The sequence below is a fragment of the Nocardia sp. NPDC006982 genome (assembly GCF_042869435.1).
Lineage (GTDB): Bacteria > Actinomycetota > Actinomycetes > Mycobacteriales > Mycobacteriaceae > Nocardia.
The window spans coordinates 453,818-467,825 of record NZ_JBIAFV010000003.1; the positions used below are offsets into that span (position 1 = coordinate 453,818).

14 protein-coding genes are annotated in these 14,008 nt (G+C 66.5%); 6 read left to right on the forward strand and 8 right to left on the reverse strand.

Annotated features, from left to right (window positions below; translation table 11 throughout):
• Window positions 1-2: 2 nt before the first annotated feature.
• Genes ACFYOW_RS15400 through ACFYOW_RS15425 form a run of 6 tightly spaced genes read right to left on the reverse strand, consistent with a single transcriptional unit; the run spans window position 3 to window position 5,203 of the window.
• On the reverse strand, window positions 3-1,625 hold the full coding sequence (locus tag ACFYOW_RS15400) for a class I adenylate-forming enzyme family protein (protein ID WP_387288263.1): 1,623 nt from the start codon (window positions 1,623-1,625) through the stop codon (window positions 3-5).
• Between the two features lie 15 nt (window positions 1,626-1,640).
• Entirely contained in the window at window positions 1,641-2,423 is a 783-nt protein-coding gene (locus tag ACFYOW_RS15405; protein ID WP_387288265.1) for an enoyl-CoA hydratase/isomerase family protein, read from the reverse strand.
• A 2-nt stretch (window positions 2,424-2,425) separates the two neighbouring features.
• Complete coding sequence (locus ACFYOW_RS15410) at window positions 2,426-3,217, reverse strand: enoyl-CoA hydratase/isomerase family protein (protein ID WP_387288266.1); 792 nt, start codon at window positions 3,215-3,217, stop codon at window positions 2,426-2,428.
• The gene (locus ACFYOW_RS15415; RefSeq protein WP_387288268.1) at window positions 3,214-4,017 is read right to left on the reverse strand and encodes an enoyl-CoA hydratase/isomerase family protein; all 804 of its coding nucleotides are present in this window, start codon (window positions 4,015-4,017) and stop codon (window positions 3,214-3,216) included. The genes ACFYOW_RS15410 and ACFYOW_RS15415 overlap by 4 nt, the downstream gene beginning before the upstream one ends.
• The gene (fabG, locus tag ACFYOW_RS15420; RefSeq protein WP_387288269.1) at window positions 4,014-4,754 is read right to left on the reverse strand and encodes a 3-oxoacyl-ACP reductase FabG; all 741 of its coding nucleotides are present in this window, start codon (window positions 4,752-4,754) and stop codon (window positions 4,014-4,016) included. Before fabG ends, ACFYOW_RS15415 begins: the two co-directional genes overlap by 4 nt.
• Window positions 4,751-5,203, reverse strand: a complete 453-nt coding sequence (locus tag ACFYOW_RS15425; protein ID WP_387288270.1) for a MaoC family dehydratase — start codon at window positions 5,201-5,203, stop codon at window positions 4,751-4,753. The genes fabG and ACFYOW_RS15425 overlap by 4 nt, the downstream gene beginning before the upstream one ends.
• 120 nt (window positions 5,204-5,323) lie before the next feature.
• On the opposite strand from ACFYOW_RS15425, the gene ACFYOW_RS15430 reads away from it, so the two are divergent.
• From ACFYOW_RS15430 to ACFYOW_RS15445, 4 genes are all read left to right on the forward strand, one after another.
• Window positions 5,324-5,935, forward strand: coding sequence for a TetR/AcrR family transcriptional regulator (locus tag ACFYOW_RS15430; protein ID WP_387288272.1), 612 nt, complete (start codon window positions 5,324-5,326; stop codon window positions 5,933-5,935).
• 77 nt (window positions 5,936-6,012) lie between these two features.
• Complete coding sequence (locus ACFYOW_RS15435) at window positions 6,013-6,810, forward strand: SDR family NAD(P)-dependent oxidoreductase (RefSeq protein ID WP_387288273.1); 798 nt, start codon at window positions 6,013-6,015, stop codon at window positions 6,808-6,810.
• A gap of 64 nt (window positions 6,811-6,874) precedes the next feature.
• Entirely contained in the window at window positions 6,875-8,026 is a 1,152-nt protein-coding gene (locus ACFYOW_RS15440) for an acetyl-CoA C-acetyltransferase (protein WP_387288275.1), read from the forward strand.
• Between the two features lies 1 nt (window position 8,027).
• Window positions 8,028-9,203 (forward strand): acyl-CoA dehydrogenase family protein, encoded by a 1,176-nt coding sequence (locus ACFYOW_RS15445; protein WP_387288276.1) that lies wholly within the window; start codon window positions 8,028-8,030, stop codon window positions 9,201-9,203.
• 117 nt (window positions 9,204-9,320) lie between these two features.
• Here the strand turns inward: ACFYOW_RS15445 and ACFYOW_RS15450 are convergent, their stop codons facing one another.
• Window positions 9,321-9,452 carry a hypothetical protein gene (locus tag ACFYOW_RS15450; protein ID WP_387288278.1) on the reverse strand — a complete coding sequence of 44 codons (132 nt, stop codon included), beginning with the start codon at window positions 9,450-9,452 and terminating at the stop codon, window positions 9,321-9,323.
• Between the two features lie 170 nt (window positions 9,453-9,622).
• Window positions 9,623-10,249, reverse strand: coding sequence for a TetR/AcrR family transcriptional regulator (locus ACFYOW_RS15455; RefSeq protein ID WP_387288280.1), 627 nt, complete (start codon window positions 10,247-10,249; stop codon window positions 9,623-9,625).
• A 233-nt stretch (window positions 10,250-10,482) separates the two neighbouring features.
• Here ACFYOW_RS15455 and ACFYOW_RS15460 point away from each other — a divergent pair, with 233 nt between their 5' ends.
• Together ACFYOW_RS15460 and ACFYOW_RS15465 are read left to right on the forward strand one after the other, a co-directional pair.
• Window positions 10,483-11,502: an NAD(P)/FAD-dependent oxidoreductase gene (locus ACFYOW_RS15460; protein ID WP_387288826.1), complete on the forward strand. Its 1,020-nt coding sequence runs from the start codon at window positions 10,483-10,485 to the stop codon at window positions 11,500-11,502.
• A gap of 116 nt (window positions 11,503-11,618) precedes the next feature.
• Window positions 11,619-13,118 carry an MFS transporter gene (locus tag ACFYOW_RS15465; protein ID WP_387288282.1) on the forward strand — a complete coding sequence of 500 codons (1,500 nt, stop codon included), beginning with the start codon at window positions 11,619-11,621 and terminating at the stop codon, window positions 13,116-13,118.
• Window positions 13,119-14,008 lie beyond the last annotated feature (890 nt).

The following is a 14,008-nucleotide window of genomic DNA, read 5'->3' on the forward strand; positions in this document are numbered from 1 at the left end:
TTTCACCCGATCTCTTCGACGTCGCCATTGCGGATCGCCTCATGTAGCCGGAACTTCTGCACCTTGCCCGACGGAGTGACGGGTAGCGTTTCGGCGACGAACCAGCGTCGCGGTGTCTTGAACGGCGCGAGTGTGCTGCTGAGCTGCTGCTTCACCGAATCCAGCAGATCGGAGCGACGTTCGCCGCGGACTACGAGCACCGCGGCGACGGTCTCACCCCATTTCTCGTGCGGGATGCCGACGACCGCGGCCTGCTGGATCGAATCGTGTTCGACCAACCGGGATTCCACCTCCGCGGGGGCGATGTTCTCGCCGCCACTGATGATCATGTCCTTGAGTCGTCCGGTGACGGTGACGTATCCGCGGGCATCCATCGAGCCGAGATCGCCGGTATGCAGCCAGCCTTCGGCGTCGACGGCCGCAGCGGTTGCGGCAGGATCGCGGTAGTACCCGATCATCTGCTGATAGCCGCGGGCGCAGATCTCACCGACCACGCCCAGTGGTGCGACTCCCGTACCGCCGCCGCCCGCGATCTTCACCTCGACCTGAGGGATCGGACGCCCGACGGTGGTCAGTTGATCGGCGAGCGCGTCGTCGCGGCGGGTGAGAGTGATGACCGGGGCCAGTTCGGTCTGGCCGAATAAGTTGTGCACTGCGGCGCCGAAGACATTCGCCGCGCCCTCGATCATCACCTGCGGCACGTTCGCCGCTCCACCGATGACGCTCGTGAGTCGCGGTGCGGCCGAGTCGTTTCCGCGGGCCATCTCCAGCAGGGCGCCGAGGATCGTCGGCACGTAGAATAGGATGTCGGCCTTCTCCGCGGCCGCCCATGAGAGAACCCGGGCAGGTTCGAAGCTGTCCACGAGCAGCACCGTGCCCGACGCCCAGACGGGGCCCAGTGTTCCGATGACGCACGCGGCGGTGTGGAACATCGGCAGCGGGTTCACGAAGACAGAGCCCGATGACACCGCTGCGGCGGCCATGGTCATCTTCGCGACATTGACCAGCGAACGATGGCGCAGCAGCACACCTTTCGGATTCCCGGTGGTGCCCGAGGTGTATTGCAGCATCGCCGGATCGCCAGGATCGACGTCCGGTAGCGCGCCCGACGCGGTCGCCTCCCAGAGTGTGGTGTCCGACAGGCTGATGCACCGGCGAACGCTCGGAACGCGATGGATCGCGGCGGCGGCGACCGCCGCCATGTCATAGCCTCGATGCTCGTCGGCGTGCAGCAGCACCGCCGCGCCCGAGTGTTCGAGGGTATAGACCAACTCGCCTTCCCGGAATGCGGGGTTCAGGGCGACGAGCACCCGCCCGGCCAGTGCGGCGCCGAATTCGATAACGGGCCATTCGACGTGGTTCGGCGCCCACAGGGCGACGAACTCGCCGGGTTCGGTGAGTTCGGTCAGGGCCGCCGCCACTCGCAGTGCCGCAGCGTAGAGCTCACCGTAGGTGAGCCGGCGCAGCGCGGAACCGAGATGCGGTGTCCCGACCAGAGCCACCGCATCCGGGTGGGTGCGGGCTCTATCGGCGAGGAGTGAACCGACCGAGTGCTCCGAGAGGGACACACTGTCGTCGGCTGGCCAGTAGGAGTCACTCAGGTTGTCTTCTGCCACGGCTGTCATAGGCATGTGCTTCCGCTACTTCCCGCGAAATACGGGAGTTCTCTTCTCATGGAACGCCGAGACGCCCTCGGCGAAATCTTCGGAGTCGAACAGCTTCACCTGGTTGTCGACTTCCTTGTCCAGCACGGCCATCGGATCGTTCGGCCACCGCACGAACATCTCCTTCAGCGCGGCGACGGCCAGCGGCGGTGCGATGGACATGCGCTCGGCATCGGCGAGTGCCGCGGCCAGGGCGCCGCCGGATTCCACGGCTGCATCGGCAAGACCGATCTCCGCGGCCTCGGCACCGGTGAGGCGGGTCGGAAGCAACATGAGCTCTCGGGCCTTGGCCGGGCCCACCCGCGCTGGCAGTGAGGCGAAGATCCCCATATCGCCGGCGAGACCGACACCGGTGAACGCGGTGCTGAACACGGCGTCCGCCGCGGCGACGACCCGATCACAGGCCAGGGCCAGCGAGACACCCGCACCGAATGCCGCGCCTTCCACCGCCGCGATAACCGGTTTGCCGCCCCGCCAGATGGCGCGGACCACGCGCTGAGCCGCCTCGGCCCGGGGCCTGGCCTCGACCTCGTCCATGCGACGCATGGTCGAGATGTCACCGCCCGCACAGAATCCCGAGCCGGCGCCGGTCAACACGATCACGCGCACGCTCGAATCGGCCATGGCCTGCTCGAGCTGCTCGGCCAGGGCGTAGCGCAGGGGCAGGTCGATGGCATTTCGCCGCTGCGGCCGGTTCAGCGTGATGATGCGGATCAGTCCGCGATCCTCGGACAGAACGGGTAATTCATTGTCGGACACCGTCATTCACCTCGAAACTTCGGCTCGCGACGCTCGATGACCGCCGCCAGGCCCTCCCGGGAATCCGCCGTGCCGGACAGTTCCGACACGGTGCGTGCCTCCTCGGGCAGCCGGTCTGCCAGCGTCGCGCCCACGCCACCCCAGAGCAGGCGCTTGGTGGCGCCGATGGCCTTCGGCGCGGTAGTGACGAATTGCCGTGCGTAGTCGAGGGATTCGGTTTCGAGGTCGGTACCGGGCACCACTTTGGTCAGCAGGCCGATTTCCATCGCCTCGGCGGCGTCGAGTACCGGGTTGGTGAGCAGAATGTGCATGGCCTTGCGCAGGCCGACCAGCTGGGTCAGGGTCACCGATACACCGGCGTCCGGCGCCATGCCCACGCGCACCGCGCCGGACATGAACTTGGCCGTATCGGCGGCGATGACGAAATCCGCGGCGCACACCAGACCGAATCCGCCGCCCCCGGCGGCGAAGCCGTGTACCGAGGCGATGACCGGGACGTTGAGCTGGGTGAGGGCCGAAACCGCGATCTGCAGCCAAGCCGTCGCCTCGCGCAGGTAATCGGGCAACTGCTCGCCCTTGGAGGCGAACACCCGCACATTGCCACCGGCACAGAAGTTCTTGCCCGCGCCCGACAGCACGACCGCACGCACGCGCGGTTCCCCGTGTACGCGCAGGATGGCCGAGTGGAGTGCCTGCAGGAACGGGACATCCATCCCGTTGGAGGTCTCCGGGCTGTTCAACAGCATCCGGGCGATTCCGTCGTCGTCGATGTCGACGCGGACCAAATCGTTCATCGGTTGAAACTCCCCGTGGTGAACGAGCCTATTCCGGCTCCTGCTGACGTACCGGTGAGGTGATCGAGGACCGCCTCGAACTCGAGGCTCAAGCCGTCGGTCAGCGATGCGCTCAGACCCTGATAGACGAGGCGTTTGGTGATCGCCAGTGCGCCGGGGTCCTTCGTGGACAGCTTTTCCGCGAAAGCCCGGACTCCGGGATCGAATTCGGACGCGGAGTACTTCTTGTACGCCAGCCCCCATTCGACCGCTTCGTCGGCGCTGAGGCGGTCACCGGTGAGGATGTGCGCCAGCGCGCGCTGGCGCCCCACCAGGCGTGCGAGCCGCTGTGTGCTCCCGCCTCCGGGGACCTGGCCGTACTTCGAGTGGATGTCCGCGAGCACCGCGTTCTCGTGGACGAGGACGATATCGGCGGCTTGGGCCAACTCGAACCCACCGGCAGTGGCGTACCCCTCGACCGCGCAGATGACCGGGACCGGCAGCTCGGCAATCGAATCGCAGGCGGCGCGGAAGTTGGCGAACAGCGGAGCCATGGCGTCGCGGCCCGCTTCGCGCAGCCTCTCCAGCTCATGGAAATCGCCGCCGGCACAGAAGTTTCCGCCGCTGCCGCGGATGACGATCACCTTGGCGCGCGCCGCGGCCTCGGTCAGTGCGAGGTGTAGCCGGGCGCCCAATTCGATGGTGATGGCGTTCATGCGATCGGGCCGGTTCAAGGTGATGGTTCCGACGCCGTCGATCACCTCGGTCAGCACGACCTCCGCTGTCGACTCGGAGTCGGCCAGGAGTTTGGAGTCGCTCACATCAACCGACCTCCCCCGACCTCGAGCACCGCACCGGTCATATAGCTGGACAGATCCGATGCGAGGAACAGCGCGGCACCGGCCACTTCGCCCGGTTCGCCGGCCCGCTTCATCGGAATCGCGCCCTCACGCTCGGCGAAGATCTCCGGTGGCATGGCCTCGGTCATGGCGGTGCGGATGAGGCCGGGCTGGATGGCGTTGACGCGAACGTTCTTGTGCGCCAGTTCCTTCGCACTCGCCTTGGTCATGCCGACGATGCCCGCCTTGGCGGCGCTGTAGTTGGTCTGACCCGGATTTCCGGATTTGCCCGACAGCGACGACATGTTGATGATCGACCCGCTGCCCGCGTCGCGCATGACCGCGGACGCGGCTCGCAGTCCGAGCCAGGTGCCGCGCAGATGCACCGCGATCACGGTGTCGAAGTCCGCGACGGTCATCTTGCGCAGCGACGCGTCGCGGGTGACACCGGCGTTGTTGACGAACACATCCAGCCCACCGGTGCGGCGCACCGTCTCGTCGACGAGCGTTTGCACCGAATTCTCATCGGTCACATCGCAACTGAGACCGATCGCTTGCGCGCCCACCGACTCGGCAGCCCGCTGAGCGCCCTGCTCGTTCAAGTCGGCCAGCACAACCGCGGCTCCGTGTTCATGGAACAACCTCGCGATGGCCAGACCGATGCCGCCGGCAGCGCCCGTGACGACCGCCGTCTTTCCGCTGAGCAGCACGCCGGTCATGCGATGAACCGCGCGATCGACTCGGCGACACACGCCGGCTTGGCGGAGCCCTCGACCTCGATGCTGGTGATCATCTTCGCCTGGATGCCACCGGGCACCTCGTTGACGGAGTCGATGGTGGTCGTGGCCCGCACCCGCGAGTTCACCGGCACCGGCGAGATGAAGCGCACCTTGTCGAAGCCGTAATTGACCGCCATGGAGAGCCTTTCGATGCTATAGAGCTGGTGGTTCAGCACAGGCAGCAACGACAGGGTGAGCAGTCCGTGGGCAATGGTGCCCTGGTAAGGCCCGTCGGCGGCCCGCTCCGGATCCACGTGGATCCACTGGTGGTCGCCGGTCGCATCCGCGAAGGTGTCGATCCGTTTCTGATCGATCTCGAGCCACTCGGTGGTCCCCAGGGACGTCCCCGCGGCGGCGGCGAACTCCTCGATGGTAGCGAAAACTCGCACGTCAGCACTCCTCACTAGACTTTGAATTTAATATAGATTTGAATAGAGCATAGGTCAATCCCGCGGGACACCGACCGCCCGTCGCACTAACGCCCACCAGCGCAGATCGGAGACACCGACATGGCACAACCGGTCACCGATGAGGACCAGGAGTCCAAGTCGGCCCGCACAAGGAAACGGATACTCGACGCCGCGGCGTACGTCCTCAGCCGCAAGGGCTACGCAGGCACGAGGCTGTCCGACGTCGCCGAACTCGCCAAGCTCCAGACGCCGGCCATCTACTACTACTTCCCCTCTCGCGACGATCTCATCGAAGAGGTGATGTGGTCGGGCATCGCCGATATGCGCGAGCACGTCTCGGAAATCCTCGGGGCGATGCCGGACTCCACTCCGATCGAACGGATCCTGGCCGCCGTCGAGGCTCACCTGCGCCACGAACTGGAGATCTCCGACTACACGACCGCATCCATCCGCAATGCCGCACAGGTGCCGGCGAAGATCCGCGCCCGGCAGCTGGCCGAGGAGTCCGCGTACGGCAAGGTCTGGAAGAAGCTGTTCCAGGAGGCTTCGGAGGCGGGCGTGCTGCCGGATCACCTCGATCTCCGCACCGCGCGCATGCTGACACTCGGCGCCCTGAATTGGGCCTCCGAGTGGTGGACGCCCGAGGCCGGTCCACTCGATGCCGTCGTCCACACCGCGCAGGCCATAGTCCGCGGGGGACTCTGCGGCTAAGCCACGGCCCCACTGCTAGTAGTTTAATTGAATATAAATTAGACTAACTTCGGTTCTGAACGAAGGAGTTGAACCGCATGGATCTGCAGCTGCGCAATGCCCGTGTTCTAATCACCGGCGGCGCCTCGAACATCGGGCGCGGTATCGTGCACGGCTTCGCCCGCGAGGGCGCGCGCATCGTGCTCAGTGACATCGACGCCGAGCAGGCCGACAAGGTGCGCGCCGAAGCCCTCGAACTCGGTGCCGCCGCAGTCGAAGTCGCGGCGGGCGACCTCACCGTCGACGGCGTCGCGCAAGCAGCGGTCGATCGCGCGGTTGGTCACTGGAATGGGCTCGACGCCCTGGTCAACAACGCCGGATGGAGCGTACCGGGCTTCATCGCCGAGGACACCGACCGCGCGAAATGGCAGCGCACCGTCGAGATCAACCTCTACACCGCCATCGCGACGACCCAGGCCGCCATCCCTGTCATGCGGGAAGCCGGTCAGGGCTCGATCGTATTCATCTCCAGCGACGCCGCCTTCGGGCAGATCCGCCAGGGGGTGTACGGGGCGACCAAGGCCGCACTGATCGCCTTGGCGCGCACCACCGCTCGTGAACACGGCCGCCACGGCATCCGTTCGAACGTGGTGTGCCCGGGCCTGGTCATCCCGGAAGGACCGGACGCCGTCGGCAAGGACAGCCTGTGGGCCGCGGGCGAAGATTCGGTGTTCAACGAGAAGCAGATCGAGTTCCTGCGCAAGGACATTCCGCTGCGCCGCCTCACCACCGCCAACGACATCGCCAATGCGGTGCTGTGGGTCTCGTCCGAACCCGCGGCACGTCAGGTAACCGGCCAGGTGTTCTCGGTCAGCGGCGGCTACACCATGCCGTGATCACCGTCCCCGAGGCCAAATCGGCCGCGGTTCCACTCTCTCACAACAGTATTCGGAGGAGTTCATGCCCGAGGCATACATCATCGACGCCGTGCGCACACCAGTCGGACGCCGTAAGGGCGGCTTCACCGACGCGCACCCGGCCGATATGGCCGCACACGTCATTCGAGCGCTTGCCGATCGCGGCGGCTTCGATCCCGCCGCGATCGACGACGTCGTGCTCGGCTGTATCGACCAGATCGGTTCCCAGGCGGGCGATATCGCGCGCACGGCGGCGCTCGCGGCCGGGCTGCCGGAGAGCGTGCCCGGTGTGACCATCGACCGTCAGTGCGGATCGTCGCAGCAGGCCGTGCATTTCGCCGCCATGGGTGTGATGAGCGGTGCACAGGATCTGGTGCTCGCCGGCGGCGTGCAGAAGATGACGCAGTACCCGATCCTGTCGGCGTTCGCCGCCGGCGCCCAGGCGTGTGGCGGTCCCGAGGATCCGTGGACCGGCTCCCAGGGCTGGGAGGCTCGATACACCACCGAGATCTCACAGTTCAAATCCGCTGAGATGATCGCCGAGAAGTGGGGCATCACCCGCGAGGAGATGGAGATCTTCGCGCTCGAAAGCCACACCCGAGCCATCACGGCGCGCGCCGAAGGCCGCTTCGACCGCGAGATCCTGGCCTACGGCGATATCGGTCAGGACGAGGGTCCGCGGGACACGAGCCTGGAGAAGATGGCCGCACTCGACACCCTCGTCCCCGGCGGCCGTCTGACCGCGGCGGTGTCCAGTCAGGTCTCCGACGGCGCCTCGGCGATGCTCATCGCCTCCGAAGCCGCTGTGAAAGCGCACGGCCTGACCCCGCGGGCCCGCATTCACCACATCTCGGTGCGTGGTGCGGATCCGGTGATGATGCTGCACGCTCCCATTCCCGCCACGCAGTACGCGCTCGAGAAGACCGGCATGAGGCTCGAGGACATCGACCTGGTGGAGATCAACGAGGCCTTCGCCTCCGTCGCCATCGCGTGGGAACGGGACCTGAAGGCCGACCACGCCAAGGTCAATGTCAACGGTGGAGCCATCGCGCTGGGCCATCCCATCGGTGCGACCGGAACACGCCTCATGACCACCCTGCTGCACGAGCTCGAGCGCACCGGCGGCCGCTACGGCCTGCAGACCATGTGCGAGGGCGGCGGCCAGGCCAACGTCACCATCATCGAGCGGATCTGATATGGACACAACAGCATTCGACCTCTCCCCCGTTCAGGCCGACATCCAGGCCAAGGCGCGGGCCTTCGGCGAGAAGTGGGCGCCGCTGGCGACCCAGATCGATCGTGAGGACGCCGCGCCGATCGCCGAGATGGTCCGGGACACCGTGGACATGGGACTGGCCGGCATCACCATTCCCGTCGAGTACGGCGGAAAGGGGCTCAGCGCTATCGAATTCGCCTTGGCGGTCGAGGCTTCCTGTCGTGCCATGAAGTCGTGGATGGCCGGCGACATCCTCTTCGCGACGACCTGCACCGGGCCCTCGGTGATCATGATGTCGGACAACACCGCGGCCCATGCCAAGTACCTGCCGCGGATCGCGGCCGGCGAGCTCACCGCCTCCATCGCACTGTCCGAACCCAAATACGGCTCGGCGATCACCGATATCGAGACCACCGCCGCTTTCGACGGCGACGAGATCGTGCTCAATGGCAGCAAACGATTCATCACCGGCGCACCGGATTACGACCTCTACATCACCTTCGTGCGGCTGAACGACACGCCGGGTATGAAGGGGATCGGCGCCGTTGTCGTCGAGAAGGGAACCCCCGGCTTCACGCTCGGCAACGGGCCCGAGTACATGGGCTCTCGCGGTTCGAAGCACGGCGACCTCCACTTCACCGAATGCCGGATTCCCAAAGAGAACCTGCTGATGGGTGATGGCTCCTTTCCCATCCTCATGCAGGCGTTCAACATGGAACGGCTCTACATCTCGGCCCTGTGCCTCGGCCTCGCCGAGGGCGCCTTCGACGAGGCGATCTCCTATTCCAACGAGCGGACGCAGTTCGGCCGGCCCGTCAACGAATTCCAGTCGATCTATCACCTGATCGCGGAAATGTGGACTCAAATCGAATCGGTCCGCTACCTGACCTACAAGGCGGCGATGACGGCCGAGAAGGGGAAGTTCCCGCGGGCTTTGGACGTCTCCGTGGCCAAGTTGCACGCCGCCGACATGGGACGCGACGTGTGCTGGAAAGCCATGCAGATCCTCGGCGGGAACGGCTTGGTCACCGGATTCCCGCCCGAGCGTTGCTTCCGCGACGTGATCGTCTCGTCCATCGCGGGTGGCACGATGCAGGTGCTGAAGAACACCATAGCCGCCCAGATTCTCGAGAAGAAGCTCGACCAGCGTCGCTGACCGTGAGTACGCGTGTGGCCGCTCCACCATGGTGGAGCGGCCACACGCATTCGTACAACAGGTGATTCGGCGTCGGCGCCCGCACCCGCCGTCAGCGGACACAGGGCGCCGAGGCGATCATGAGACAGCGAGCGCGTTCAACGAGTCCAGGTCGACAACGGTCTGCGTGAGCCGCTCGATCGCCCAGAGCGTGTAGTCGCGCGGCTGCAGCCGGTTTCGATCCTTGGGTTCTTCTGATCTGACGGTCATAGGGCGGGGTCGATGCGGAGCTCGGCGGCGACAGCGGATAAGGATATTCCCGCACCCAGTGCGCCGGAGTTTGCACTGATGTCCTTCCTTAGGCCCGCGGCCAGGAAGGCGACGGCGTCGACCGCATCGACGAGCACGTTGAGCGTGACGAAAGTTCTGCCGTGTCCTTCTCAGCGGTAGTGCCGGCGAGGCAACAATGCGAACGCGCTCTCCGCAATCGAGGTCAGGCGGGCGGGACTGTGGCCGTGCGCGCCTACGACATCGATCCCGCGGACGATGGTCAGCAGAAGGTACGCAAGGTCGTCGGGATCCGCGTCGGGGTCGATGTCGCCGTTGCGCTGCGCTGCTCGCACACACTCGGCCACCGCCGTCGCGACCGCGGAGAAGCAGGCTTTGGCCATGCGTTCCAGCTCGGGGTCGGAGGCGCCGAGCTCCAGGGCCATCTTGGCGGCGAAGCAGGCCGCCGCCGCCCGGTCAGGGGCGGGGGGTACGTCGTCGGCGAGTGGCACCCCGTTGACGGCGCGGAGCAAGAACCCGTGCAGTCGTTCCAGGGCGCCCTCGTCCGGTCCGGCGAGTGCCTGCGGGACAGCCTGCCCCAGCCGGGCGGAGTACGCGGCCATCGCCTGCAGCAGCACGCCGTGCTTGCCACCGTCGAACGCGGCATAGAGGCTGCCGCGGCCCAGCCCTGTGGCGGCGCTGATGTCGTCGACGCTCGTCCCGCTGTAGCCCGTGGTGCGGAACTGCCGCTCGGCGGCATGGAGAACGTGGTCGCGGTCGAAGCTTCGTGGTCTCGCCATACCCAGAAGGTAGCGCCGATCTGCCGTACTTGACAACTCAGTACAGAACTATCTAGATTTCTGACTGTTCAGTACACAACCATCCTGAGCTCACCGGACAAGCTGCCTGCACCTCGAACAGCCCAAGACGGTCGCCGACCACATCCTGGGCTTTCTGAACAGCTGACCCCCTCCAACCACCCAGAACTCGAAGGGTTGACCGAACCATGACTGATAAGGAAAGGCAGGAGGCCATGAATGTGACGACTCCTCCGTACGCGAGCGACGCACTGGCCGAGGGGACCGTCGATGCGGTGGTGATCGGCGGGGGCGCCGCGGGGCTGAACGGTGCACTGATCCTCGCCCGCTCCCGCCGCTCGGTCGTCGTGATCGACAGCGGCTCCCCGCGCAACGCACCCGCGGAGGCCATGCACGGTTTCATCGTCTTGGACGGCACCCCGCCGTCCGAGATCCTTCGGCGGGGCCGGGAGCAGGTGCGCCAGTACGGCGGACGCGTCGTCCACGGCGAGGTGGTCTCGGCCGAGTCTGCCGCCCCGTCGGCGGACGGGGACCTGCGGTTCACCGTCACCCTGGCCGACGGCCGCAGCATCACCGCTCGCCGAATCCTGGTGGCCACCGGCCTCACGGATGTGCTGCCGGAGGTGCCCGGGCTCGCCGAGCACTGGGGGCACAGTGTCGTGAACTGCCCGTACTGCCACGGCTGGGAGGTGCGCGATGAGCCCATCGGCGTCCTCGCCACCGGCCTGGCCTCCATCGGCCACGCGTTTCTGTTCCGTCAGCTGACCGAGGACCTGACCTACTTCACCCACGGCACTGACCTGGACGAGGACAGCCGCGCCCGCTTCGCCGCCCGCGGCATCCGCATCATCGACACCCCGGTCACCGAGGTCGTCAACGACGAAGACGGTGCCCTCGCCGGGGTGCGCCTGGCCGACGGCCAGGTCGTGGCCCGCCGCGTCCTCGCGGTCGCCGCGCCGATGCAGGCCCGCACCCAGGGCCTGGAAGGTCTGAGCCTGCCGGTGCGGGACCTGCCGAACATGGGCCGCGGGTTCGCCTCCAGCATCGCCGGCGCCACCGAGGTGCCGGGTGTGTGGGTGGCCGGCAACGCCACCGATCTGGTCGCCCAGGTCGGCCCCTCCGCAGCGGCCGGCGCACTGGCCGGCGTCGACATCAACAAGCATCTGGCCACCGCGGACACCGACGCGGCCCTCCAGGGGATCGCCGAGGGTAGCCCAAAAGCGGCCACACGATGATCTTGAAGCCCTGAGATCGCAGCCCGTCACCGGCTCGCCTCACCTTCATGGTGAGAGAACCGATCTGTTTCCAGACGGATTTCAGTCATGCCCAGTAACAGCAAGCAAGGGGAAAAATGAGTACCAGCATCGACCGCGGGGCGCCCGCCTCCGGAAAGAAAAAGTCGGGCCTTCGCGGCTCGCATGCCGTGCGCTGGTGGGCACTGGTCGTACTAGGCCTGGCTCAGCTCATGGTCATGCTCGATGCGACCGTCGTGAACATCGCGCTGCCCGAGGCGCAGCAAGACCTCGGCTTCAGCGACGGCAGCCGGCAGTGGGTCATCACGGGTTATGCCCTGGCGTTCGGCAGCCTGCTGCTGCTCGGCGGCCGACTCGGTGACCTGTTGGGCCGACGTACCCTCTTCGTGATCGGCTTGGCGGGTTTCGGGGCCGCATCCGTTCTCGGCGGCTCGGCCTCCAGCTTCGAGATCCTCGTCGCGGCGCGCGTGGCCCAAGGCCTCTTCGCCGCGGTGCTCGCACCCGCGGCACTCTCACTGCTCAGCGTGACCTTCACCGAACCGTCAGAAAGGGCGAAGGCCTTCGGTGTCTTCAGTGCGTTGGGTGGTGCGGGCGGCGCGATCGGGCTGCTGGTCGGCGGCATGCTCACCGAATGGGCGTCGTGGCGCTGGGTGATGTACGTGAACGTGGCCTTCGCGGTCCCCGCCCTGATCGGTGCATTGCTGCTGCTGGCCAAGCCCGTGATCACCGAGAAACCCAAACTCGACATTCCGGGCATCCTCGTGGTGAGCGCCGGACTGTTCGCGATCGTCTACGGGTTCGCGCACGTGGAGTCCACCAGTTGGACCAACCCTGTCACCCTCGGCTCCATGATCGTCGGCGCGGTGCTGCTCGTGGCGTTCGTGTTGCTGGAGACCAAGGTCGCGCATCCGCTGCTGCCGCTGCGCGTCGTGCTGGACCGCACCCGCGGTGGTTCGTTCGTGGCAGTGTTCGTCATCGGCATGGGGATGTTCTCGATCTTCCTGTTCCTGACCTACTACTTTGCGGCCACCCTCGGCTACTCGCCGATCAAGACCGGTCTGGCGTACCTGCCGCTGGTCACGGGCGTCGTCGCTACGTCGACCACGATGCCTTCGCTGGTGCTGCCCAGGGTCGGCCCGAAGATCGTCGTCAGCGTCAGCTTCCTGGTCGCCGCAGCCGGTATGGCCCTGCTGACCCGGCTCGAGTTGGACAGCACCTACGCCACCCACATCATGCCCGGCATGATCCTGCTGGGTCTCGGCATCGGCGGGGCGATGACCACCGCGTTCCAGGGGGCGACCTCAGGCCTGCACCACGATGACGCGGGCGTCGCCTCGGCGCTGATCAACACCGGTCAGCAAATCGGCGGCTCCATCAGTACCGCACTCCTGACCACCGTTGCCACGACGGCCACGACCGACTACCTGACTTCGCACACGCCCAGCGCGCTGGCCGCGGCGCAGGCCGGGGTCGAGGGCTACACGGCCACCCTGGCGTGGGGCTCCGGATTCTTCGTGGTCGGTGCGGTGATCGCGGCGTTCCTGATTCCGAATCGGGCTCTGGAGCCGTCCGAGGGTGAGCCCGTGATGGCCCACTGAGCCTGGATCCAGGCTAGAGATGCCCTGCTACCTGCGATGACTGTTGTTCTCAGGACACGAATCAGCGCAGGAAAGCAGGGCATCTCTAGGGTGGTGGCCGGCCTCTACCGAACGGACGCCTCCTGCCGGCCTTTGCCGTGTGCGACAGCCCGACCCCACCCTGGAAACCGATCGCACGGTGAGCGTGACATTCGACGTGGTGACGCAGCACGACACCGTTCACCGACCCCTTCACCTCCTCGGCGCTGCCCGCCGGGCGGCGGGATCGGTCTGCGCCTGCCAGCGCATCAGCGCATCCGCCGACGGGCGCGCATACCGGGCCAGCGACCGCACCGAGGTGTGCCCGCTCATCCGCATCAGCATCGGTGTCGAGGCCCCATCCTCGGCAGCATGGGTCAACCGGCTGTGCTTGCCGCTGATAATGGGCCATTGTCTGCGGTAACTCCTTAGCGCGACTTTCTCGGATTTGGGTAGAGCATCGTGTCCAATTGCACCGAAAGCCGTTGCCGCACATTCAATCTTGCAGATTATTCGAATCGCCGACGCGTTGCTGCCGCCGTCGGGCCCGTGACGGTCTCGTGGGTCACTCGCTGGCCCCGGTGATCCGGCGGCCTTCGGCGATCAGTCCGGCGAGTCGCTCGGGCGTCAGCGGGGCCAGCCGGTATGGGCGGATGTCGCAAGGGGGGAGGCCCTGGAACCACACCGGGGCCGTCCTCGACCGATGTCCCGAAGGGGAGCGAGACCCCGACCTCCACGGCATCCGACCACGGGCCACCGACATGCCCCGGACCAGGAAGAACGACTAGGCGCGACTTTCACGTCACAGTCCCATATGCCGCCCCGGTGGCGAATTACGCATTGGATTCCCAGTCGCCAGGACCACCATCCGG